This is a genomic window from Pseudoalteromonas sp. CH_XMU1449-3, from assembly GCF_037027245.1.
Taxonomy (GTDB): domain Bacteria; phylum Pseudomonadota; class Gammaproteobacteria; order Enterobacterales; family Alteromonadaceae; genus Pseudoalteromonas; species Pseudoalteromonas shioyasakiensis.
Genome location: NZ_JAYMDY010000006.1, coordinates 44720 through 69310, shown reverse-complemented (window position 1 = coordinate 69310; position 24591 = coordinate 44720). Strand labels below are relative to the sequence as shown.

The window sequence follows — 24591 nt, the reverse complement described above, 5'->3', positions numbered from 1 at the left end:
TTATTTTACAAATGTGGCTTTCACACGCTTAGATAAAAGCATATAAGGTCCCCAGATCACAGCTTGAATAAGCCCTCTGATAATCATAGTTCTAACTTCATCGTCGAACACATCGACATCGGGCACAATTAAACTAACCGCATAGGCATCTAGAGCAATAAACGCTAATCCACCAAATAATATCGCTAAGTACCAACTTACAAATGCTTTCTTATGCTTAAAAAACAACACAATTAAATAAAGCGAAGCTAAAAATAGTGCTGCATTAAACACCATTTCAATGATCAGTAAAGGCTCCCAAAGTGGATGATACATATCACCAAATTGCGATGTTAAGCGTTGCCACATCTCGGTCGTGAAAATGGGTTTAAAGGTATTAATTGATTCGATAAATACTCTAAAAGGGCTGAGTACCACACCTATCGCCACTAGAATAAGCCAACCTTTTATGCCAACTAAGTCATCATTTTCGGGGCTTTTAGCTTCTGGTGTTTCGATTTGATTTTGTTGTTTTGCTTCTTCCATGAGTTGTCCTTATTATTTTTATTTCTTCTACTATACGCTTATTTTTTAATAAAATTTACAAAAACAACAGATTGTTGCGCTTTCAGAAAAACCACGCTATGTTTATTTTTTAAACTACGGAAGGTAATAAAAATGAAAAACGCTATAAAACCCATCGTATTAGCAACATCACTTATTCTAGTTACAGCCTGTAATTCAACGACTCCTATTAATAAAACAGCAACGACAGCCATAAACCAAGAAAAATTTAGCCAATTTCATCAGTACGATGAAAAATCAAATATCACCCTTGAGTACACTGACTACGGGCAAATATTAAATGCCTCGGTGATTGATTTAGGTATGTCAGACCGCTATCGCATTTCACAAAACACAACCAAAATTGGCACCCGGTTGTCGTCGAACCCAAAACCGTCGACTGCAACAGAAGCAAACCGCTTTTATTATGATTCGTACAAAAAGAATCCTCAGATGAAGCAAGACTTGCAAATAGTGCAAGAAAATATGGCCGACCTGCCAAACAAAATTAATTTAAGTAACTTACCAAAATCAGAGTTACTCGCTTACTGGCTCAATCTTTATAACGTGACGGTACTCAATGAGTTAGTGCAGCAGTACCCTGTTAAGAACCTGACCAAGTTATTAAATGAAGAGCCAAGTTTTTTTGATAAGCCACGCTTTAACTTTAACGGTAACCAGTATTCATTAAACGACATTGAGTACAACATTGTTGCACCGCTATTTAACAATGACCCGCTATTAATATATGGCTACTACCGTGGCTACATTGGCAGCCCAAATTTGCTTGACCACCCATATACAGCAAAAAATGTGTTTACCGCCCTGACCACCAACGCAGTGCAATTTGTAAATTCAAACCGCGGTAGTGTGATAGGTAACCATAGCACTCGTGTTTCTTCGTTATACCTTGAAAAGAAAAACTATTTTCCTAACTTTGAAGAAGACTTAGCTGACCACCTTCAATCGTTAGTAATTCAAGAGCCAGATAAAGAGCAAGTTGTACAAAACCTCTCTTTTAGTATCGATAACTACGACATTACCGATATTTTAGGCAGTGATGTGGAATATGGTGGAGGTAATGCGACAGTCGCCGATCCGAGTATAGTCGCAGAGGGCTTTGATACTAGATTTGTTACTTATGGTGCAAACTTAACTAAAGAAGTCGGCCATGTAAGCCCGTTACGCCGCGAGATTTTGCAAAAAATCACGCAAAAATACTATGAAGCAAATACTCGCGTTGAAATAAAAGACTTACCAGCTAAAGAGTCTGAAGATAAATAACATAAACCTAAAGCGGCTCGCTATGAGCCGCTTTAATACCCCCCTTAAATACCCAACTAAAACACTTAGCAAAACCGCAATAGCCAACTTTAAGTCTTATTATTTCTGTGTTAATTACCTGGATATTGCCAATTTAAAGCAAAAGTAATATGTTTATTTTTTGTACTAAGGAAGGTGGTAAAAATGAAAAGCGCTATAAAGGCCATCGCATTAACAACATCACTTATTCTGGTAACAGCCTGTAATTCAACGGCTCCTATTAATAAAACAGCCATCACAGCAATTAACCAAGAAAAATTTAGCCAATTTCATCAGTATGATGAAAACTCAAACATTACTCTTGATTACGCTGGCTATGGGCAAATATTAAGTGCTTCGGTCATTGATTTAGGCATGTCTGACCGCTACCGCATCACCTCACACACCACGACGATTGGTACACATTTATCATCCAACCCTAAACCTTCAACAGCAACAGAAGCAAACCGCTTTTATTATGATTCATATAAAGACAATCCTAAAATGAGGCAAGCCTTGCAGGTCATACAAAAAAATACGGCCGACCTGCCAAATAAGATTAACTTGAGTAACTTGCCAAAGTCTGAACTGCTCGCTTACTGGTTCAATCTTTATAACGTGACGGTACTCAATGAGTTAGTCCAGCAGTACCCAGTAAAAAACTTATCTAAGCTAATAAACGAAGAGCCAAGTTTTTTTGATAAGCCACGCTTTAACTTTAACGGTAATCAATATTCATTGAACGATATAGAGTACAACATTGTTGCACCGCTATTTAACAATGACCCGCTATTAATATATGGCTATTACCGTGGTTATATTGGTAGCCCAAATTTACTTAACTACCCATATACAGCGAAAAATGTATTTACCGCCCTGACTAACAATGCAGTGCAATTTGTAAATTCAAATCGAGGCAGTGTTATTGATACTCATAGCACACGTGTTTCTTCGTTATATCTTGAAAAGAAAAACTATTTCCCTAACTTTGAAGAAGACTTAGCTGACCATCTTCAATCATTAGTTATTCAAGAACCAGATAAAGACCAAGTTGTGCAAAACCTCTCTTTTAGTATCGATAATTACGATATTACCGATATTTTAGGTACCGATGTTGCTTATGGTGGAGGTAATGCAGTTGTTGTCGATCCTAGTATTGTGGCACTGGGCTGGGATAAAACATTTACGACCTATGGTAACCACTTAACTAAAGCTGGCACTGTAAGCACATTGCGCCGCGAGATTTTGAAAAAAAATCACGCAAAAATACTATGAAGTAAATAGTCGCGTTGAAATAAAAGACTTACCTGATAAAGAAAGCACTGAAAACTAGCGCTTATTGAGCATTGGACCTAAAAAGAAGCATTTATATTGAATTTTATTTGGCTCATGCCGTGAAATTCAGTAATTTGTCATATAAAACTAAACGTAATTAGAAAATAACAATGAAATGGATGCACTTACAACTTAAGGTACTGGCTGTTTTTTTATTCTTTGTGAGCTGCTTTGCAGCCGCTGAAGACTATCAGGTTGCACCCGCAGCTAACTGGGTAAAACACCATGAGTTACTTACCCCTGAGATACCTCGAGACCAAATACGAGACGGGACTTTCTACCTGATGCTCGACACTCAGCTTCAGGTATCTGAGCAAGCCCCACAGCAACGCTTTAATCGCACCGTAATGCAAGCGGTCAATCAGTCTGGGGTTGATTATATAAGCCAGCTGAATATTGATTTTGACCCAAATTATCAATCTCTTACGCTCAATAGTTTAGGCATTATTCGTGACGGCCAATATATAGATAAACTAAATAGTGCCGAGCTTCAGGTGTTACAACGCGAGACCGACTTAGCAAGTCGTATATACAATGGCACCTTAAGCCTAAATGTCATTATTGATGATATGCGGGTCATGGATATTTTAGATTACAGCTATACGGTTTCGGGGAGTAATCCGGTTTATCAACACTTCAGCACCATGCGCACACTAAACTGGTCGGTGCCGATAGTGCAGCAATTTATGCGGGTAAAGTGGCAAAAGCCTTCGCCCTTATATATCAACTTTATGAATGGTGAGTCGCCAGTTACTAAAACCAAGCTCGATACGGGTTTTGACTACCAAATTAGCCAACACAATGAGCCGACCATTCGCTCTGCAAGCGAAGTACCGCATTGGTATTCACCTTACAAAGAAGTGTATTTTTCTGAAGTAAATAATTGGCAAGAGGTAGTCAATTGGTCGTTACCTTTATACCAATCGGCCATCGAAGTAAGCCCTGCTATTGAAACAATTGCCCGTCAAATTAAGTTTCAACATACCGATTTAGAGTCTCAAATTGTTGCAGCCCTGCGCTTTAGCCAAGACGAAGTACGTTATTTAGGCCTAGAAATGGGCACTAACTCGCACCAGCCTACTCCTGCATCAGAAACCTTGGCATTGCGCTATGGCGACTGTAAAGACAAAACCGTCTTGCTCATTTCTTTACTTAAAGCGCTCGGCGTAGAGGCTCATCCAGCTTTAGTTAACACTGAAGACAGAAAGCGTACTGCCAGCTTACCGGTCTCTCCTAGCTTGTTTGACCATGTGATTGTCACCTTAGAGCACCAAGGTAAGCGCTATTGGCTTGATCCGACCATTTCATACCAGCGCGGCGATTTAGCACATTTAGCTCAACCGAACTACGATGTAGCGTTAATCATAAAGCAAGGTGAGACAGGCTTTACTGATATGTTCACAGAGCCTGCCCTAAAACGCATACAGGTTTTTGATAGTTATCAGATCCCAGAAGGTATTGATGAGCCAGTTAGTTTCTCAACTCAATATAAATACGGCGACTTTGAAGCAATTAGCCGCCGCAGTTCAATCGCTAAAAACAGCTTAAAAAGCGTAGAAGATGATTACCGCGAATATTATCAAGATACCTACAAGGGCTTACAAACAGCCAAACCTATGCTGGTTGAATCTCCAAAGGGCACCGGTCAGCTAATTACCAATGAGTACTATACTATTGATGACTTTTGGCGACCTGAGGGTAATGATTTTCAAAACGACTTTTACGCCAGTGAAATTCAAAACTCAGTTTATAAGCCAGAACAGCGAGAGCGTAACAATGCACCAATGTGGTTTCGTTACCCAAATAATATCGAAACAACCATAAAGGTTGCGTTTACGGACTCTAATTGGCAGTTTGATGATGAGCAGGTCACAGTCGACAACCCATTTTTTCATCTCGAGAAACGCGTGACATTTAAAGACTCGGTGTTGACCTTATACTTTGATTACAGCGCTAAGCAGGATCATATTCCAGCCGATCAAATAGACCTTTACCTAAGCGAGCGCAAAAAACTCAATAACGCGACCCATTTCGGCATCATTAAATACGGCACAAATAGCTCAACAACCACACCAGCGGATGACGAAACCAACTGGTATAGCGTTTTTATTTTAAGTTACTTGGCGGCAATCATCTTTTTCATCGCGGCTTGGCGTATAGAAGCAAGTAACCGCCCAGTTTTTGCTGAGCAACAGTTCTACCCTGTCAGTAACAGTAAGTTTGTTATTTACAGCTTATTGAGCTTAGGAATATTCATTCACTACTGGAGCTATCGCAACTGGAAAGCGATAAAAGAGCAACAACAAAGCCACATTATGCCTATTGCTCGAGGGATATTCGCACCTCTGTTTTTTATTCCGTTGTTACTTGAACTTTGCAAGCACAGCGAGCAAACCTTTGGCAAAAATAAGATCATGCCCGTTGCGGTTGGGTTCGTGTTATGGCTGGCGATTATCATTTCTGAAGTCGTAAGCTATAACTGGGAATACGGTACTTGGCTGTTTTTAGTTATACCTATTCTATGGTTGCCACTGGTTAATTACATTCAAAACCTCAAGCAACCAGAACAGGCTCTTGAGTACCACTCTCAGTGGCGAGCGAGGCAGGTTATCATTTCGATATTCATGTTGCCTTGGTTATTTTATGGCTTAATTTATGAGCTATATTTGTTGCCAAGCTCAACCATAGTAACCGGCGATAAGCTTTGGTCCTATCAAGTTAACTTTTTAAAAAGAAAAGAAATTATTCCTGCCAACGAGAATGTGCACTATTTTTATAGTGACGCATTTTTCGATTTTAAAACTGATGGAAACGGCATCACAGAAAACACCATTTTTAGTTACTGGGAAAATGAGCAAGGTGTGCTCGAAAAAGATCAACGCCGCTTTAGTGACATTAAAGAGCTCAACGTTGATTATGCTAAAAGCGCCCTACTAACCACCACGGTAACAGTAATCGACCATAATGGTGATGAAATGCTGTTATTTTTGAGCCATGAAGATGACTTAGATAAGAAGTTTGTCGCTGAGGTAGAGCGCTTAATTAAAGCCAATACCCCAGCAACTGAGCAAAACGCAGATTAAGTCAGTCGCTTAATCATGCGTTTTAAGGCGGGCGCTTTCAGAGGCTTATAAAGTAATGGATAGCCCGCATCGAGCACTAACTCGCGTATGCCTTCATCATGATTCGCGGTATTCACTATGGCAGGTAAGCGTGTTAGTGCCGCTTGTTCAATCACTTCAAGTCCTGTTACCCCATCATCAAGCTGATAATCAATAATCAACAATTGCGGCAGGGCTTGGCTTGCCTTTAACTGCTCAAGCTCCGCTAAGTTAGTGGCTGTTGAAATTTCACAGCCCCAATTTTCGAGTAGCTGCTTTAATGCCTCTAACACGTTGCGGTCGTTATCAAGCAACCAAATACGCAATTGCCCCAGCTCTGTTTCTTGTGATGCCTCAGCACCTTTCGCTTGCGCTGGCGCATTACTCACTCTACAAGGCAGAGTTAGGGTAAATTGCGTGCCTTTACCAAGTTCAGACCCCATCACTAGCGGTATTTTAAGTAAGTCGCATATACGTTTAGTGATTGCCAACCCTAAGCCTAACCCCTCGGCGCTTGGCTTTGCACCAAGCTGTTTAAACTCTTGGAAAATAGTTTGTTGATCGCTCGATGCAATACCAATCCCTGTGTCTTCAACAATGAAGGATACATGATCATCGTCGTACTGCATTTTTAAGCGCACTTCACCTTGCTCGGTATAACGAATCGCATTACTCAAAAGGTTACGCAGCACTCGTCGCAGCAGCGCTTTGTCGGTATGCAAGCGTACATCGCAGGTTTCAATAATAAACTTTAAGCCTTTTTCGCGGGCAAGGGCTTCGTAGTCATTACGCAATGGTTCAACCAACGAGCTGGCAGCAAACTCGCTCATTTGTACTTTAAACGAGCCCGAATCGAGCTTGGTTAACTCTAAAATACTCGATAACAACTCTTCGGCGCTGCCCAATGAATTCTTAATATTCATCGCCAGCTCTTTAAGTTCGGTGTCTTGGGCTTTTTCATTCATTAAAGAACAAAACAAGCTCGCGGCATTGAAAGGTTGTAGCAAATCATGGCTGGCAGCAGCAAAAAAGCGCGTTTTACTGACCGTTGCTTGCTCAGCCACTTGCTTTGCCATCGACAACTCTTGGTTTGCTTGAGTCAATGCCAAGGTGCGTGCTGCGACTTTTTCTTCAAGGCTAACATTGGCTTCGGTTAACGCTTTTTGTTGTTTTACGAACTCGGTGATGTCGGTATAGGTTGTTACAAAACCGCCACCTGGCAGTGGGTTACCTTGCATTTCAAACACCCGGCCATCATTGTGCGAGCGCTGATATTTATAAGCGCTGCCTTGGCGTAAATAGGCTAAGCGTTTTTCGACTTCACTGGTCATGCTCTCGCCGCTAAATAAGCCACGCTCGGCATTAAAACGAATAATGTCGGCAACAGGGCGGCCTATGTAAAGCGCATCATCTGGGTAGGCGAACATGGTTTTGTAGCCTTGGTTCCAAGCTACCAAACGCAGCTCACTATCAACTACACTGATCCCTTGTTGAATGTTTTCGATTGTTGATTGCAGTAAATCACGATTAAATTTAAGTACTTGGCTTGCTTCATCAACAAACTCAGCAACCTGCTCTAGAGGCTGGCGCTGCTCATTTTTCGCTACATCTAAAATAAGCCGTGCCGATGCGCCGCCGATCACCGCAGACATCTCGCGCTCAACTAATAGCTCTAACTCAACATTGGCAGGACGTTTCCACTTACTTTTATCATCAGGAAAGTAATGATTTACCAAAGACTGTGCCGCTTCTTTTTCGGCAAATCGTTGCAATAGTGCACCTAGGTCATGGTAGCTCAAAGGCTGTAGATGATTGCTTACCTTCGAATCATTCAGCTGCGAAACAAACTTATTACTCTGTAAGCGTTCAGCCAAGGTTGCACGACTAAATAACGGCACTAAGAAATACACTAAACAGTTCGCACCTAACGATAGCAATAGAGCTTGGCTAATGCTTTCCATGCCTAATGAGAATAAATCGGTTGGTGCTAACCAGCTTATTCCCCACGGTCCATTCACAAGCCATAAGCTATCGCTTCCTAAACCTCCGGCGATATTCGGCAGTAAAAGTGTATAACCCCAAATAATAAAACCGCTTAAAATCCCTAATTGCGCACCGCGACACGATGCTTGTCGCCACCATAAGCCTATGATCATGGCCGGCGAAAATTGCGCGACTAAGGTGAACGACATCAAACCCACATTGGCAAGGGTTGTACTTTCGCCTAGCACTCGGTGAGTGAAGTAACTAAGCAATAAAATCAATACGATAACTATTTTACGCGCATGTAAAAGGTTATTTTTATCAAGCCCGCGACTACTCGATGTAAGTTGCGAGCGGCGTAAAATAAACTGGTTAATAAAGTCATTAGTGATCATCACTGAAAGCACAATTGATGACACAATCACCATACTGGTTGCCGCTGAAAATCCACCTAAAAAGGCTAATAACGCCACAAAGGCATCATCAGCTGCCATAGGTAAAGCCAATACAAAGGTGTCGTAGCCGACTTCTTGACCTTGAAAGTAAATTAATCCGGCGTATGCAATCGGTAGAATAAACAGGTTAATAAGTAAGAGGTAAATCGGAAATAGCCAACGCGCCGAGGCCAGCTCTTTATCGTTATTTTTTTCGATAAAGCTCATGTGGAATTGTCTTGGCAAACATAAGGTCGCCAAAATACCAAGCAAAGTATGAGCAACATACACATAGGTTGGACTTTGTGTGGCCGCCACTTGCTGATCAATATTTAGGTCATGCGCTTTTTCAAACAGCGCCACTGGGCTATCAAATAGTGCAAAACACACATACAAACCCACCGCTAAAAACGCCAACAACTTAACCACAGACTCAAAGGCAATACTGGCTATCAAACCTGGATTATGTTCGCTGGGCTTTAGCCGCCTCGCGCCGAATAAAATAGCAAATAGTGCCAATACAATCGTGATGTAAAAAGTGCTATCGGCCCATACTTCATGGCTTTGTGTGGCAGCACGATCGGTAAGTAAGTTGATACTTTGTGCCGTTGCACTCAGCTGTAAAGAGATATAGGGCACAATGGCAATCACTGAAATCAATGAAATGAGCCCAGACAAACTCGACGATTGACCATACCGAGTCGCAATGAAATCTGCCATTGAGGTTATTTTTTGCTGCCGACAGATATGCGCTATGCGGCAATAAACTTGCCAGCCAAAAATGAATAACAAAATAGTACCGGCATAGGTCGGAGCCAACCACCAACCGTTGTAAGCAGCTTGTGCTGTGGTACCAAAAAACGCCCAAGAGGTGCAATACACCCCAAGTGATAAACCATAGGTTAAGCCTTTAAAAGGCAATACTTTTCTTTTATCAGCCCAGCCTGCAACCGCAAATAAAATTGCCAGATATACAATTGCAAGAAGGCTTATTGACCAAATTGAGAACATCGCATGTGATTATTTTAATTGTTATAGCCCCAGCATAGTTTTTATTGCACGTAATTTACAGCCTAACTTTAGTGCTAATGCATTGTATTACGGAAGTTTAAAAAACAAACACAAAGAAATGAGAATTATTTTCAATTGAGTGTTGACAGATATGCAAATCTAATTGATAATCACTATCAACAAGACGATAAAGTACTTGTTCGGAATAAACTGATTTGTTTCTCGACCCTGAAACACGTGTGGCCCACGATAAAGCTAAGATCGCCTGTTGCTAATCGCAACGCCCCTTGATATTGGCAACAGGTGATCGCCCTACTATTTTACTTGCTACATTGCTCATATCGGTGACGGTAGATATGAAACTAAAAAAGCCCTTACAGGGCTTTTTTTATGTCTAAAATTCGTACCAAATCTGCAAGCCAAACTAAATGAGAATTATTTTCAAAAACATATTGACAGCATCGCAAACCTAATTGATAATTAATCTCAACAAGCCAAGCGAAGTATGATGACTTGTTCAGATTGAATTTGTTTCTCCCCAGAAACGCGTGTCGCCACGTTAAAGCTTTAGCTTATATGTTACTAATGGCAACGCCCCTTGATATTGGCAACATATAAGCGACCCTACTTATTTTACTTGCTACATTGCTCATATCGGTGACGGTAGATATGAAACTAAAAAAGCCCTTGCAGGGCTTTTTTTATGTCTAAAAATTAATGTGTTAATTTTATCGACGGTTCTTACGTGCACGTGCACGGCGTTGCTTTTTCTCTTCTTCTTTAGCGGCTTTTTTCGCCTCTGCAGCAGCGCGAAGTTCAGCAACCATTTGCTCTTCTTCTTCACGCATTGCCGGTGTTTCCATGGTAATACGACCAATAATACCATCGCGTAATTCGTTGATAAGAATTTCAGACATTTTGTAAGTATCAATTTGATTACCACCGCGGATACAACCACGCTTTTTACCTGCCATTTCAACAAACTCCCAGTCAGACTCTGGTAGCTCATCAATTTTATAGCGGCTTTTTAAAAGTTCTGGGTATGCTAGCAATAAATATTCAGCGGTGTAACTTGCCACTTCTTCGTAGTCGATAGCGGTATCACGAATAGCGCCAGTTGCCCCTAAACGATAACCTGAGTTTTCGTTCTCTACTTTAGGCCATAACATACCCGGCGTGTCGTAAAGCATAATGCCATCGTCAAGCTTAATACGTTGCTGCGCTTTGGTTACCGCAGGTTCATTACCTGTTTTTGCCACGATACGGCCAGCTAAGGTATTAATAAGCGTTGATTTACCAACGTTTGGAATACCCATGATCATGGCTTTAATTTGTTTATCAGCGCCTACTTTATGCGGCACTAACTTTTTACAAAGCTCATTAATACGGTGCACTTCACCCGCTTTATCATTACCAAAATCAATCGCTTTTACGCCACTTTGCTGCTCAAAGTAGTCTTTCCAAGCTTGCGTTAACTTAGGATCAGCCAAGTCCGCCTTGTTCATGATTTTGATCACCGGCTTGTCGCCACGCAGCGCAGTAACCATTGGGTTTTCACTACTATAAGGAATACGGGCATCAAGTACCTCAATGATCACATCCATCTGTGGCATGATTTCTTTAATTTCGTTTCGGGCTTTGTTCATGTGACCCGGGAACCACTGGATGGCCATTTTTAACTCCTACAAGATAATTTCACGGTATTTTAACTGGCTCGGCAACGAATTGCGCTATAATGACGCAAATTTTTTCAAGTAAGCAGTTATGGCTCTTAAATCAACCATTATTAAAGCGCAATTATCGTTAAGCGATATGGACCGCCACATTTATCAAGATTTCAATTTAACACTGGCACAACACCCATCAGAAACCGAACAACGCTTGATGATCCGCTTGTTGGCTTTTGCGCTAAATGCCCGTGAAGGCTTAGAGTTTACTAAAGGCTTATGCGCCGATGATGAGCCTGAGCTTTGGCACATTAACTATAGCGAAGAAATTGAATTATGGGTTGAGCTTGGGCTACCAGATGAAAAACGCCTGAAAAAAGCCTGCAATAAGTCGAAGCAAGTTGTTTTATATACCTACGGCGAAAATAACCAAGTGATTTGGTGGCAAAAACATCAACCTAAGTTGTATGATTTTAAAAACTTAAGTATTTTTAGTCTCGATTATGCCGCGACTCAGGCATTAGCCGACTTAGCTGATCGCAATATTAAGCTCACTATTACCATTCAAGATGGTGAAGTATGGGTTAGCTCAGATACAGCAAATATCGAAATTAAACCGCAACAGTTAATGTAAGGAACGCGATGGCAATTAGGCAGGTTGTAGTATTACACGGACTTTATATGTCAGGCTTTGTGATGCGCCCATTGTGCGCGCGTCTTGAAAAGTCAGGTCTAAAAATACTCAATTTGACCTATAACACGCTCTCTCCCGATAGAGCGGCAATTTTCGATAAGATTGATCGCTTTATCGGTGGTAAACCTACCGCCTTAGTTTGCCATTCGATGGGTGGCTTAGTTGCTCGCGCTTACTTAGAGGCCAATTCTCTTCAAAGTCGCCATGTCGAAAAGGTGATCACCTTAGGCACCCCGCATAAAGGCAGTCATATTGCTAAGCAAATGCAGCAAAAGGGCTTTGAAATGCTGTTAAAAAATAGCGTGGAGTTTTTATTATCTGAGAATGGCGATTGGCCGTTTAATGCCAAGCTTTATAGTATTGCTGGTGACTTACCAATAGGGCTAATGCCACTGATTGCTAAAGGCAGTGTCTCTGATGGTACAGTTTTGATAGATGAAACCAAACTCAATGGCATGGCAGAACATAAGGTGTTTCATTTGAGTCACACCAGTATGATCTACTCACGCCAAGTGATGGATTACATTATTAAGCTTATAAATCAAAGTGAGTGATACTTTAATCTTCAGCACTTGCAGCCACTTTATATGAGATTAAAACAATGATCCCTAAGATCAATGGTACAGGTGCAGCAATATAGCCAAAGGTATCAAAGTTTGCGAAGCTAGCACCTGCTAGATGACCTACCAAACCGATAACAAATGCAAGTAATGCAATCACTACAACAACTATTTCAGCTTTGCTTTCTTTAACTGTTTTACCGTCCATTTTTCTTCTCCTGGTTAAATGCGGTAAAGTCATTATGCGCTTATGGTTCGTTGTTTTTTTGACCTAAATCAAGTTCTAAATCGGCCAATTTATCAGCGAGTACAAACCTTGTTTTAGATCATACTTTCTGCCTAATTTTTGAATATTTGAAAAATAAGGTAGATTTTTTGCTCAGTTGCCCCAAGTCTATATAAAAGTAATTCAAAGTTATGTTGAAAGTTATGTTGATAGTGCACAAATGGACAAAACCAGCCTTTGATAGCTAAAACCTATCACTGTGTTCGAATTAAACCATTTTACAGATTAACCACGATGGCTAATACTTAACACCAAGCACTAGCAAGTAAACACTTAACGGTTTTTTTAAGGAGCAATCTATGTCACAGGTAAATGCAATTGGTTTAAACAGCGCAAAAAGTGAAGACATCGTAAATTCACTAAACTCTTTACTAAGCTGCTACCAAATCCAATACATGAACGCACGCGGCTTTCATTGGAATATTAAAGGTCGTAACTTTTTTGAATTACACCTTAAGTTTGAAGAAATTTATAACTTACTACTTGAGAAAGTAGATGAGATTGCAGAGCGTATTTTAACGTTAGGCGGTACACCGGTACATGCATTCTCTGAGTACATCGAAGATAGCAAGATCAGTGAAGCTAAAAATATCACTGAAGGTACTGCTGCAGTAGAAAACCTTTTAGCAGGTTACAGCACGCTTATTCAAATGCAGCGTGAAATCCTTGCACAAGCCGGTGATGCAGATGACGAAGGTACAGCATCGCTAATGGGCGACTACATTAAAGAACAAGAGAAACTTGTTTGGATGTTAAAAGCCTACCTTGGTTAATATTCAGAATTGACACGAAAAAGCCCTCAAATAAGGGCTTTTTTATATTCAGAAAGTATTACCTTAACCACTTTCTTAAATTATCGTACTCGGGTCTTGCTTGAAAAAAGCTTTCAGCATCTGGGTGAAAATTAATATCCATTTCTACACCAGACCAAACTGTCTCTAATAAATTGCGAGCAATGATATTCGCTTTAATATAATCAACACGTTTATAGCCCCGCGCTTTGACAGCCTGAAAATAAGCCTTTGCGCTTTCAATACTATCGGCAGTTGCTAATTCAAATTGTTCCAAATTAACCACAGCATACTGAATTGAATTTTCAGGGTATTTCATAATTTCTTGACCGACTTCAATACTAAATGAAGCAACGGCTTCTTTATTAAAGCTGCCACTAATTTCCACATAAATCACTGGCGGCTCAACAAAATAACGCCAATCACCATGGGCTTTAAACATGCTCACCCCTTTGAAATACAACTTAAGTTTACGCTTATAAAATTTATTTACTTATTTATCTAAGCCTTAATTCGGTAATAAAGCAATAAAAAACGCCATTTCTAATGCCTTTTCCTCAAGGCTTTTAAAGCGACCCGATGCGCCACCATGGCCTGCATCCATGTCGGTTTTAAATACCAAAATGTTGTCATCGGTTTTAAGTTCACGCAGCTTAGCAACCCACTTCATTGGCTCCCAGTATTGCACTTGAGAGTCATGGAACCCCGTGGTAACAAGAATATTAGGGTAAGCCTGCGACTTGATATTATCGTACGGCGAGTAAGCCTTAATCACATCATAAAACGCAGGATCATTTGGGTTACCCCACTCGTCGTATTCATTGGTCGTCAGTGGAATACTCTCATCAAGCATAGTGGTTAGCACATCTAAAAATGGCACATGACAACCGATACCTAAATAAAGCTCAGGTGCTTGATTAACAACAGCGCCCATTAATAAACCACCAGCACTGCCACCAGACGCGAAAACTTTTTCTGGGTGTGCATAGCCTTGCTCAGTAAGCGCATGAGTAACATCAATAAAATCGCTAAAGCTATTTTGCTTATATTGCTTTTTACCTTGCTCATACCAATGACGACCTAGCATTTCACCGCCACGAATATGTGCAATCGCATAAACAAAGCCGCGGTCAAGCAAGCTTAGTGAGCTGCTTGAAAAGCTTGGATCGATGGTAATACCGTACGCGCCATAGCCGTATTGCAGTACTGGGTTAGTACCGTCTTTATTAAATTTATCAATACGATAAACCAAAGAGACAGGTACTTTCTCGCCATCCCTTGCAGTAACCATTAAACGTTCTGAGCGATAATGCTCTGGGTTAAAATCACCCAACACTTGCTGTTGTTTTAATAAGGTTTTGTTACCTGTTTTTAAATCAACATCATACAAAGAACCTGGTGTCGTTAAGCTTGAATAGTAAATACGCGCAGAGCTCACATTCGGCTCAGGGTTCATGGCAATAGCAGCATAATAACAAGGGTCATCAAACTCTAAAGTAAGACGCTCTGCTTGCTGATCCACCACCACAAAACGTGTTTGGCCAAGCTCTCGCTCGGTGAGGATAAGGTAGTCATTGAAAATTTCGACCCCTTCTAACAATACGTTTTCGCGATGCGGTGTATGCTCCTGCCAAAGACTTTTATTGGCAACGGTGCTTTGCGTCGCGGTCATTAAGCGAAAGTTTTTCGCTTGCCAGTTGGTAACAATGTAAAAGGTATCACCTAGCTTATCGACATCGAATTCATGGCCTTCTTCGCGCGGCATTAAGGCGCTAAATTCACCCTCTGGGTTATTCGCATCAAGCACCCAAGTATCGTTTGTTTCTGTGGTCGCAAGGTCAATAATAATAAGGCTTTCATCGCGGCTTTTGCCAAGCCCCATAAAGAAGCTTTTATCTTGCTCTTCATAAACAAGTACGTCATCAGCTTGCGGGGTGCCTAAAACATGGCGGTAAACCTGAAAACCCAATAAGGTTTGCAGGTCTTTTTTCACATAAAACACCGTTTTGTTATCATTAGCCCACACCACTTGGCCTTCGGTGTTTTCCAGCACATCACTAAACATTTCACCGCTGGCAATATTTTTAAAACGCACAGTATATATACGGCGACCTTCGGTGTCTTCTGAGTAAGCAAGTAGCTGCTCGTCAGGGCTAATTGCAACTTCGCCTAATTCATAAAATTCGTAATCGCCGGCTAATTGATTTACATCTAACAACAAGGTCTTATCGCGCGCTTCTATTGAGCTGCTGCGATAATGGCGTGCATATTCATCGTCGCCACGTACTTCTGAGTGATACCAATACTGGCCATCTTTTACTGGTACCGTGTTGTCGTCTTTAACAATACGGTCTTTTAGCTCATTAAATAGTTGTTCGCGCAGTGGTTTTATATCGGCTAATTGCTTATCGCAATAATCGTTTTCGGCATTTAAATGCGCTAATACATCTTCATTTTCACGCTCATCATCGCGCATCCAATAATAATTATCGGTGCGCGTCAGTTGATGTGTAGTTAATTGCTGAGGGTGTTTTTTTGCAACAGGAGGATGCGCTAATAAAGACAAAGAATACGAATTTGACGACACAAGAAAAAACCAAAATAAAAAACGAATTGCTGGCAGTTTATCACAGAATTATACCAATCAGCTTAATTAAGTAGTCTATTTTGAGGCAATGAAACCTCGTTGATAACAAGGCAAAAATTTCGTTATTTAGTTGTTCTAAATGAGAAATTTATAACGCAGTTAGCGACAGGTTTAATCCCTCAAAATGATTAAGTATTATTGCGGGTTGGTATTAAAAAAGCCCACTCAAATTGAGTGGGCTAAGCAATGCTAAAATAGCATTTAGGGGGAAACTGTTAATGCGATACTTGCTGCCAAGCCATAGCCCAGCTTTTTCCTACACCTGGCTCAAACAGTGGGTTGTGTGAATCTTTAACACGACAAAACTCGCTAAATGGCCACGGTTTGCACATATAAATATGGCCCGTTTTTGGCTGCAGTACTTTAACACCTGCACTGTAATCGCTGCATGCTTGTGGGTATATATAGTCATAATCTTGCAGACTATCTTGCACTCGCTCTTTACATTTTGCGATGCAATTAAACGCCACTTTTACATGCGTAATGCCCGAACCTTCAAGGGCATAAATTTGGTTTGAACGGTACGCAACCACTAAACCTTGTTCAGTCATTTTGCCCGCTTTTACCAGCGGAACATGCACGTTTATATGCTCGGCAACAGAACGTGGCCAATTATGAGGCTCACCCTGATCGGAACTACTGATCGGGTATTCGAATGATAAATCGACTAGCTCTCCTTGCATGTCATAAAAGGTTACAATCACCCTATCTCCAACAAACAGTTGGGTATGATGATTTAAGCAACCAATCGGCAACCACTTCCCGGAGGCCATTGACGTATGCATAAACAAAATATCACCCTAAGAACAACTAATAGGCATTATCTAACAACCGAACAAAATAAATACTTTTAGTTTGAGGCAAGTGAACCAAAGCACTAGATTATGTGCTTATCAGCGGTCCCGCTATCATAGTTTAAAACCTTAGACCGGAAACTTTGCGTCCTAACCTTTCAGTTAGTTTGCCAAAAACAAGACTGAGTATAATCGTGACCGAATCACAAATCAAACAAAAGAATGTAACCAAACGTCTTATATAGCAAATAGTTACTAGCAAATGCGTTAGGTACAAAAAAGCCAACCTCTTGGTTGGCTTTTCGCGAATGGGCTGTTAATCCCTTGCTAGCTTTCTTCTGGTCGCGACTCGGTGCCCTGCACGGAATACATTCAAGAAGCCATTACCCACATCACTCATTACAATATACAAACAAGGTACTAGTACTAAAGTGATTAGAGTTGCAAACATAACCGCAAAACCAAGTGCTACTGCCATTGGAATTACAAACTTAGCTTGCAAGCTGGTTTCGAACATAATCGGTAGTACACCGGCAAAGGTTGTAATTGATGTCAGGGTGATTGCTCTAAAGCGCGCACAACCTGCTTCAATAACTGCTTGGCGAGTTGAAATACCTTCGCGGCGTGCTTGGTTTACAAAGTCGGTCATAACTAACGAGTCATTAATTACAACACCGGCTGCGGCAATCAAGCCAAAGCCCGACATCAAGCTAATATCTAAACCAAACCAGAAGTGACCCCAAATTGCACCGGTTAAGCTAAATGGAATAACCGACATAACAATAAGAGGCTGCGAATAGCTCTTAAGCGGCACTGCAAGCAAGATATAAACTAAGATCATACCGCCGATAAAGAACATGATTTGCTCGTTAGCTTGCGCTTGTTGTTCTTCAATAGAACCACCTAGCTCAGTTTTAACTGAAGGGTATTCCTCTTTTAACTGTGGTAATAAGTTCTCGTCCACTTGCTTAACCACTTCACCCGGTTCAATCGCTTCTTCATCGATACTGCCGTAGATATAAACAGTACGATAGCCACCTTCACGGCGAATATAGCTAATACCTGGTTTTTCGTTCAGTTCAACAACATCACCCAGCATCACCTCTTGGCCTTCAGGCGTTGTGATAACGGCGTGCTTTAATGATGCAAACGCTTCACGTGTTAGTTTCGGGTAACGAACCATAACTCGCACTTCTTCACCGCGACGAATAACACGCTGAGCTTCACCACCGTAAAAGCTTGCGCCCACTTGGTTAGCAATGTTGGCAAGGTCTAAACCTAGATCATATGCCACAGGTTTTAAGCTTAATTGCACCTCTTTGCTCGCCGGATCGATAGTCGAACTAATATCAAATAAGCCTTTTTGCTGTTGTAGTAGTTGGATAAAACGACGACCAGCCTCATTTAAGGTATCGATATCTGGGCCGTAAAGTAAGTAACCAAACTCACCATCCATACCACCGCCATTTACATCATCGTAAATTTGCAGCGATTTCACACCTGGGATACTTGGCATTTGTTCACGCCAACGACGAGATAGTTCGAATGCGTTATACGGGCGAAGCTCTTCATCTACCAGCGGAGCAAGTAATTGTGCTTCAGTACGACCTTGGTTGAACACTAAGATATCGCGAATTAGCTTTTGACCAAATTCACGTTCGGTCTCTTGGTCTACCTTGTTAACCATGGCTTCGATTTCACGAATAGCATTAATTGTTTGCATATCCGAGGCATTTTCATTCATTTCTAAACGAATTTGCGGAAAGTCATGAGGTACTTTTGGTGTTGGTACCACACGCACTTGGTTTGATGAAATTAAGCCAAACGTCAAAATCAATAAACCGATAAACGCAAATAGCACAAACCAACGCCACTCCACACACAGCTCAATAAAACGCTTATATGGGCCATTTACAAAGTTAAAGAAACGTTTGTTAAAACGCGCTCGCCAGCTATTTGGGTTAATTGGCGGAAACTTAGTGTGGGCAATGTGTGCCGGTAAAATAAGTTTCGATTCAATCAAACTGAATACCAGACACAGAATAACCACCACGGCGATACCGAAGAAAAATGCACTCTCTGGGCCACTTGATAGTGTAAATGGTGCAAATACAGCAATTGTTGTTAAAACACCAAATGTTGCTGGGGTAGCAACGCGTTTTGCGCCATTTACCACGTTTACAACACCACCGCCTTTTTTCTCAATTTCGGTGTAGGCACTTTCCCCTATGACGATGGCATCATCGACCACGATCCCCAGCACCATAATAAAGGCAAATAACGACACGATATTAATACTGATACCAAATAATGGCATCATCATCATTGCACCTAAGAAACACACAGGTAAACCAATCATTACCCAAAGTGCCAACTTAAAGCGCAAGAATATAGACAACATAATGGCAACCAAGATAGCCCCTTGGAATAGATTGCTTTTCATCATGTCTAAACGGGCATTGAGGTAGTAAGTCATGTCCATTAATGGCTCAAGACGCAGGCCCGCCGGTAGCTCTTTATTCTTTTGCTCAATAAACGCTTTAACTGAATCAGCAACCGGGATCATGTTTTGTTCTTTGGTTGCTTTTACTGATAAATAAACGGCATTTTCGCCATTAAATTTAAAGTAGCGTTCACCTTCTGTGAATTGGTCTTTAATCACAGCAATGTCGTTTAAAAGCACTTTCGCGCCATTAGCACCAATTTTTACAGGGATCTGGCGGAACTCATCACCGCTGTAGTATTGATTTTCAACACGTACCGAGATAATACCTGCGTCAGTACGTAGTTGACCTGCCGAGATATTCGCAGAGTAACGACGTACTGCACTTGCCACCTCACTTAAAGTAAGGTTGTATTGACGCAGTGAATCAGGGTCAATTTCAATCGCAATCTCATCAAGTGGTACATCATTTTGTACCAACGACACATTAGATAATTGCAGTAACTCATCTTCAATTTTATTTGCTACTGGCTTTAACTCAGTAAGTGGAATATCACCTACCAGCGTCATACCGATTACATCTTGGCGAAATTCAACCTGACTAATCGTCACCGGCTCCATTCCCGCAGGGAAAGTCGCAATACTGTCTACCCGTAGCTTCACTTTATCGAGTACATCAGTAAGTTCTGCATCTGTGTTGATCTCTAAACTTGCACGGCCACTATTTCGAAATGAGCGATATACACCACGTTTAATCTCGGTTACATCTTTTAGTGACTCTTCAATCTTGATCAGAATACTTTCTTCAATTTCCTGTGGTGAGGCCCCCGGATAATTGGCTTGTACTTCAATATAGTTAATTTCAACATTTGGGAACATCTGGCGCTGAATAGTGAAATAACTAATGATCCCCATGATGATGATAAACACCATCATTAAGTTTGCAGCGACCGAGTTATTGGCAAAATAGGCAATAAGGCCTGACTGTTTTTCTGTGTTTGTATCAGTCATAGTGCTACCTTAAAGCTTTTCAACCGCTGCAGTTTCTGCATCGCTTGTCATTTCTTTCATTCCAGCAACCTTCACTTCCATACCCTCTTGCGGGTATTCAGGTAGCGTAAGAACCAACTGGTCATTCACTTCAAGGCCATCACTAATGTAGAAGTACTCACCTTCTTCGCGTACTACCGTTACTTTGCGTGGTTCAAGTTTATTCTCGTCGTTCACAATCCACACCGTTTGGTTATTCACTAAAGACTGCGGTAAACGGTAGATATTTTGTAGTGTTGCACCGGCAAAGCTCACTTGTACGTAAGCACCAAATTTAATAGGTTGTACGTCATGCTTTAAGCCGTATGGGTCATCAACACGAACAACTAAATTGCTCATACGCGTCGCGTTATCAACTACGCCTAGGTCACGGTCAATTTCGGCTTCACGAGTAAAGCTATTTAAGCCTTTATTGATGATGGTCGCTTTAACGCCTTTTAAGCGTTTTGGCAAAAATACACTATCGAAACCAGCAATTGGTACAATGATTTCCGCACTTTCAATATTATTAATTTCAGCAACTTGGCTGCCTACATTAATGTATTGGCCGACACCAATTTCACGGCTTATCACCAGCGCATCGTAAGGTGCTTTTACCTCACAGCGAGCAAGGTCACGTTCGGCACGTTTTAATGCCGCTTGCGCTGATTTAACAGCAGCTTGCGCGCTTAAAACTTGAGGTTTACGTAGGAATAAGTCTGTGCGCTCACGTTCTGGGTAACGTCTTGCTTCATCCTCTGCCACTTTAGCTTGTGCTTGCTCTTCGATCAGTGCCGCTTGAGCACTAGCAAGTGACGCTTCAGCTTGTAGTACAGCTGCTTCGTAGTTATCTTTTTCGATGGTAAATAACACTTCACCACGCGCTACGATGCCACCAGCAACAAAATTTGGATGCCAGCTTGTAACTTCACCAGCCACTTGCGAGGCAAGTAAGGTACTTTCAAGCGGTTTCACTTCGCCGTAACTATTAATAATCACTTGATGATCATCACTTGCTACTGGCTCAACCTGTACTAAAGGACGCACATCAACTACATCCTTGTCTTTAGGCTCTTGAGCAATCGCGTTGATTGCTTTAAAACCAGCAACACCAACGATTAATGCAACAAACGGTAATATCCATTTTAATAAACTTGTGCGCATAACTTACACCTATAATATTTTCACTGGCCCCATCATACCAAAGCTGACAGAAACATTAATGTGACATTTGTAAGGAACTGTTACAAAAACAGATAAATTGGCAACACAAAAACCTAAACTTATCTAAGAACAATTTGTTACAAACAAAAGCCACCTAATATCAAAAGCTTACAAAACCACCTTCACACTTGTTAACAAACAGCCTTTTATCAAGAGGTTAATTCATTAAACTTGGTTGAGAAATAATGAAAGGAACGAGTTAACAATGAAAATAACAAACATTGCGCTGGCACTAAGCTTAGCGTTTGCCATGAATGGCCACGCCGCCGAAACAAAAAAAGAAGAAAAGAAGCCAAAAACACTGGCTGAAATGATCAAAGATAAAAGCGAGTTTGCTGGTGTTTTCAGCATTTACCAAGATGCAAAAACCGGCGATAACTTAATGGTGATCGACCAATCTCAACTTGATACACCATTTGTGTACTTTGCTCACACCGTTGATGGTGTTACTGACGCAGGCCACTTCAGAGGGGCATACCGCGAGACAAAACTAATTGAGTTTCGTAAATATTTTGACCGCATTGATATTATTAGCAAAACACCACGCTATAAATTTGATGAAAACTCAGCCTTAGCACGCTCTGCCGATGCCAACATCAGCGAAGCTGTGCTTGCGAGTATTAAAATCGAAAAAGAAGAAGACGGTAAAATTGCTTTTAAAGTTGATAAGCTCTTTTTAAGTGAAGCACTGCATAAAGTGTCACCTTGGGCAAACCCAAAAGATAAAAATGCCAGCAAACGCTTTAAACTTGGTAAGTTAAACGACAAAAAGTCGCGTATTGTTAAACAGCGCCCTTACCCAAATAACCTAGATGTTGTGGTGGATTATGTATTTTCTAATGCTAACCCAACAGTACGAGGTTCAAAAGCCGTAAGCGATCCTCGTAACGTTTCAATTAAAGTACAGCATTCATTTGTCGCGCTACCGAAAAATGATTATCAAGCTCGCCAAGATGACGCGCGTATTGGTTATTTCACTAACGAATTCGACAATATGACATCAGCGGATTGGGCACCTTATGAAGATGTCATCAAGCGCTGGGACTTACAAAAGAAAGACCCATCAGCTGCACTTTCAGAGCCAGTTAAACCGATTACTTGGTGGATTGAAAATACTACCCCGGTTGAGTGGCGAGACACTATTCGTGATGCCGTGCTCGCGTGGAATAGCTCATTTGAAAAAGCGGGCTTTAAAAATGCCATCGAAGTAAAAGTACAACCTGATGACGCCGATTGGGATGCGGGCGATATTAACTACAATGTATTGCGTTGGACTGCATCACCGCGCCCTCCATTTGGCGGTTATGGTCCTGCCCTTGCGAACCCATTAACCGGTGAAATCTTAGGCTCTGACATCATGTTAGAGTATGTTTTCATGAAAAACCGTTGGATGTACGACACCTTATACACTCAAGGTGCAGCCACGCTTGAAACTAGTCAAAGCAGCACAGATTTACATTGCTCACTGGGCCACAGCATTCAAGAAAACATGCTACTTGCTAAAGGCTTAGGCACAGGTGCGAGCATTGAAGACAAAGAGATTTTACGCCAAGGCTTAACTCAGCTAGTTTTACACGAAGTGGGCCATACCCTAGGTCTTAACCACAATATGAAATCATCTATTTTGTGGGATGAAAAAGAAGTTCACGATAAGAGTAAAACGCAAGGTATCGTAACGGGCTCAGTTATGGACTATGCACCAGCAAACATTGCCCCTATTGGCATGCAACAAGGTGATATCTTCCAAACAAAACCTGGCCCTTACGATGATTGGGCGATTGAGTACGGCTACAGCCAAGCATTAGCAGATAAAGCCGCTGAGCAGCAGCGCCTTGAAAAAATTCTCGCTCGCTCATCTGAGCATGCTTTAGCGTTTGGTAATGATGCTGATGATATGCGTGCCCCTGGCCGCCATATCGACCCACGTGTAATGATTGGTGATATGTCATCTAATCCTGCCGCATATGCTGATGACCGTATGGAACTTATCAATAAGCTGTTTACTGAACTTAAAGACAATGCCACGGTTAATGGTGAGTCATACCAACAGCTGGTTACCTCAGCGAATATTTTATTTAGAAGCTACAGAACACAAGCAGGCGTGGTATCTCGTCAAATTGGTGGTGTTTATGTAGAACGTAATGTGGTGGGCGATGACAAAAATGGAGCACCATTTACGCCAGTGCCACTTGAGCGCCAGCAACATGCTATGCAAGTGTTAGCCGACAAAGTATTCTCACCAAATGTACTTTCAAGCATGCAGCCACTGTATAACTACCTGTTACAGCAGCGTCGTGGTTTTAATCATTATGGTAAGAACGAAGACCCTAAACCACATGGCATGATTTTAGGCATGCAAAAGCTGGTACTTGCTCAGTTGTTACACCCAGCGGTCATGCTGCGTATTTCAGACAGTGCAATGTATGGCAACGAGTATTCACTTAACCAATTTATGAATGACTTAACAGCAAGCATTTTTGTAGACAGCAAAAAAGCAAATACCCTAAGTCACAATCTACAAGTTGAATATGTGAATCAGCTAATCGCGATTGCTGGTTTAGGCAAAGCGAGCAAGCACGATAACTTAGCCAAAGCTGCCGCGCTTTATCAGTTAAATCAAATTGCTGATTTGAGCGTGCCATGGGGTGCAGACACCGCAGCTAAAGCACATAAGCAATATATCGATCGCTTAATTAGTAAAGCACTTGAAGCATAAGTAAAACTACACAAAAAAGGCTGCCACTTGG

General features: G+C 41.3%; 16 protein-coding genes and 1 riboswitch. Of the genes, 7 read left to right on the top strand and 9 right to left on the bottom strand.

Going from position 1 to position 24591, the window contains the following annotated elements; genetic code table 11:
* Positions 1-525: a DUF2569 domain-containing protein gene (locus WA256_RS09275; protein WP_063529420.1), complete on the bottom strand. Its 525-nt coding sequence runs from the start codon at positions 523-525 to the stop codon at positions 1-3.
* A gap of 132 nt (positions 526-657) precedes the next feature.
* Here WA256_RS09275 and WA256_RS09270 point away from each other — a divergent pair, with 132 nt between their 5' ends.
* The 3 genes from WA256_RS09270 (at position 658) to WA256_RS09260 (ending at position 6263) form a co-directional block, all read left to right on the top strand.
* Positions 658-1827 carry a DUF547 domain-containing protein gene (locus WA256_RS09270; protein ID WP_063530479.1) on the top strand — a complete coding sequence of 390 codons (1170 nt, stop codon included), beginning with the start codon at positions 658-660 and terminating at the stop codon, positions 1825-1827.
* 183 nt (positions 1828-2010) lie between these two features.
* Positions 2011-3120: a DUF547 domain-containing protein gene (locus tag WA256_RS09265; protein WP_335990749.1), complete on the top strand. Its 1110-nt coding sequence runs from the start codon at positions 2011-2013 to the stop codon at positions 3118-3120.
* Between the two features lie 170 nt (positions 3121-3290).
* On the top strand, positions 3291-6263 hold the full coding sequence (locus WA256_RS09260) for a DUF3857 domain-containing transglutaminase family protein (protein ID WP_335990747.1): 2973 nt from the start codon (positions 3291-3293) through the stop codon (positions 6261-6263).
* Here the strand turns inward: WA256_RS09260 and WA256_RS09255 are convergent.
* Both WA256_RS09255 and ylqF read right to left on the bottom strand, forming a co-directional pair.
* On the bottom strand, positions 6260-9709 hold the full coding sequence (locus WA256_RS09255) for a PAS domain-containing hybrid sensor histidine kinase/response regulator (protein WP_335990745.1): 3450 nt from the start codon (positions 9707-9709) through the stop codon (positions 6260-6262). The genes WA256_RS09260 and WA256_RS09255 overlap by 4 nt on opposite strands.
* Positions 9710-10437: 728 nt before the next feature.
* Entirely contained in the window at positions 10438-11382 is a 945-nt protein-coding gene (gene ylqF / locus WA256_RS09250) for a ribosome biogenesis GTPase YlqF (RefSeq protein ID WP_335990743.1), read from the bottom strand.
* 91 nt (positions 11383-11473) lie between these two features.
* Here ylqF and WA256_RS09245 point away from each other — a divergent pair, with 91 nt between their 5' ends.
* Positions 11474-12010, top strand: coding sequence for a YaeQ family protein (locus WA256_RS09245; RefSeq protein ID WP_063529591.1), 537 nt, complete (start codon positions 11474-11476; stop codon positions 12008-12010).
* 8 nt (positions 12011-12018) lie between these two features.
* Entirely contained in the window at positions 12019-12624 is a 606-nt protein-coding gene (locus tag WA256_RS09240; RefSeq protein WP_062566321.1) for a PGAP1-like alpha/beta domain-containing protein, read from the top strand.
* Positions 12625-12628: 4 nt separating this feature from the next.
* On the opposite strand, the gene WA256_RS09235 is transcribed toward WA256_RS09240, so the two are convergent.
* Complete coding sequence (locus tag WA256_RS09235; protein ID WP_054562952.1) at positions 12629-12838, bottom strand: hypothetical protein; 210 nt, start codon at positions 12836-12838, stop codon at positions 12629-12631.
* A 377-nt stretch (positions 12839-13215) separates the two neighbouring features.
* Between WA256_RS09235 and WA256_RS09230 the strand changes: the two genes are divergently transcribed.
* Positions 13216-13689 carry a Dps family protein gene (locus WA256_RS09230; RefSeq protein ID WP_054562953.1) on the top strand — a complete coding sequence of 158 codons (474 nt, stop codon included), beginning with the start codon at positions 13216-13218 and terminating at the stop codon, positions 13687-13689.
* A 58-nt stretch (positions 13690-13747) separates the two neighbouring features.
* Here the strand turns inward: WA256_RS09230 and WA256_RS09225 are convergent, their stop codons facing one another.
* From WA256_RS09225 to WA256_RS09205, 5 genes are all read right to left on the bottom strand, one after another.
* Positions 13748-14149 (bottom strand): hypothetical protein, encoded by a 402-nt coding sequence (locus WA256_RS09225; RefSeq protein ID WP_063529592.1) that lies wholly within the window; start codon positions 14147-14149, stop codon positions 13748-13750.
* Between the two features lie 66 nt (positions 14150-14215).
* Positions 14216-16294: a S9 family peptidase gene (locus WA256_RS09220; RefSeq protein WP_335990733.1), complete on the bottom strand. Its 2079-nt coding sequence runs from the start codon at positions 16292-16294 to the stop codon at positions 14216-14218.
* A gap of 275 nt (positions 16295-16569) precedes the next feature.
* Positions 16570-17139, bottom strand: a complete 570-nt coding sequence (locus WA256_RS09215; RefSeq protein ID WP_062566323.1) for a hypothetical protein — start codon at positions 17137-17139, stop codon at positions 16570-16572.
* A 107-nt stretch (positions 17140-17246) separates the two neighbouring features.
* Positions 17247-17330: riboswitch (cyclic di-GMP riboswitch) on the bottom strand.
* A gap of 134 nt (positions 17331-17464) precedes the next feature.
* The gene (locus tag WA256_RS09210; protein ID WP_335990729.1) at positions 17465-20602 is read right to left on the bottom strand and encodes an efflux RND transporter permease subunit; all 3138 of its coding nucleotides are present in this window, start codon (positions 20600-20602) and stop codon (positions 17465-17467) included.
* A 9-nt stretch (positions 20603-20611) separates the two neighbouring features.
* Positions 20612-21784 carry an efflux RND transporter periplasmic adaptor subunit gene (locus tag WA256_RS09205; RefSeq protein ID WP_054562957.1) on the bottom strand — a complete coding sequence of 391 codons (1173 nt, stop codon included), beginning with the start codon at positions 21782-21784 and terminating at the stop codon, positions 20612-20614.
* Between the two features lie 265 nt (positions 21785-22049).
* On the opposite strand from WA256_RS09205, the gene WA256_RS09200 reads away from it, so the two are divergent.
* Positions 22050-24560: a zinc-dependent metalloprotease gene (locus WA256_RS09200; protein ID WP_335990725.1), complete on the top strand. Its 2511-nt coding sequence runs from the start codon at positions 22050-22052 to the stop codon at positions 24558-24560.
* The last annotated feature ends 31 nt before the right edge of the window (positions 24561-24591 follow it).

Excerpts from the sequence above, each read along its gene's own strand:
- WA256_RS09275 (WP_063529420.1), bottom strand. The coding sequence starts at position 525 with ATGGAAGAAGCAAAACAACAAAATCAAATCGAAACACCAGAAGCTAAA.
- WA256_RS09270 (WP_063530479.1), top strand. The coding sequence starts at position 658 with ATGAAAAACGCTATAAAACCCATCGTATTAGCAACATCACTTATTCTA.
- WA256_RS09265 (WP_335990749.1), top strand. The coding sequence starts at position 2,011 with ATGAAAAGCGCTATAAAGGCCATCGCATTAACAACATCACTTATTCTG.
- WA256_RS09260 (WP_335990747.1), top strand. The coding sequence starts at position 3,291 with ATGAAATGGATGCACTTACAACTTAAGGTACTGGCTGTTTTTTTATTC.
- WA256_RS09255 (WP_335990745.1), bottom strand. The coding sequence starts at position 9,709 with ATGTTCTCAATTTGGTCAATAAGCCTTCTTGCAATTGTATATCTGGCA.
- ylqF (WP_335990743.1), bottom strand. The coding sequence starts at position 11,382 with ATGGCCATCCAGTGGTTCCCGGGTCACATGAACAAAGCCCGAAACGAA.
- WA256_RS09245 (WP_063529591.1), top strand. The coding sequence starts at position 11,474 with ATGGCTCTTAAATCAACCATTATTAAAGCGCAATTATCGTTAAGCGAT.
- WA256_RS09240 (WP_062566321.1), top strand. The coding sequence starts at position 12,019 with ATGGCAATTAGGCAGGTTGTAGTATTACACGGACTTTATATGTCAGGC.
- WA256_RS09235 (WP_054562952.1), bottom strand. The coding sequence starts at position 12,838 with ATGGACGGTAAAACAGTTAAAGAAAGCAAAGCTGAAATAGTTGTTGTA.
- WA256_RS09230 (WP_054562953.1), top strand. The coding sequence starts at position 13,216 with ATGTCACAGGTAAATGCAATTGGTTTAAACAGCGCAAAAAGTGAAGAC.
- WA256_RS09225 (WP_063529592.1), bottom strand. The coding sequence starts at position 14,149 with ATGTTTAAAGCCCATGGTGATTGGCGTTATTTTGTTGAGCCGCCAGTG.
- WA256_RS09215 (WP_062566323.1), bottom strand. The coding sequence starts at position 17,139 with ATGCATACGTCAATGGCCTCCGGGAAGTGGTTGCCGATTGGTTGCTTA.
- WA256_RS09210 (WP_335990729.1), bottom strand. The coding sequence starts at position 20,602 with ATGACTGATACAAACACAGAAAAACAGTCAGGCCTTATTGCCTATTTT.
- WA256_RS09205 (WP_054562957.1), bottom strand. The coding sequence starts at position 21,784 with ATGCGCACAAGTTTATTAAAATGGATATTACCGTTTGTTGCATTAATC.
- WA256_RS09200 (WP_335990725.1), top strand. The coding sequence starts at position 22,050 with ATGAAAATAACAAACATTGCGCTGGCACTAAGCTTAGCGTTTGCCATG.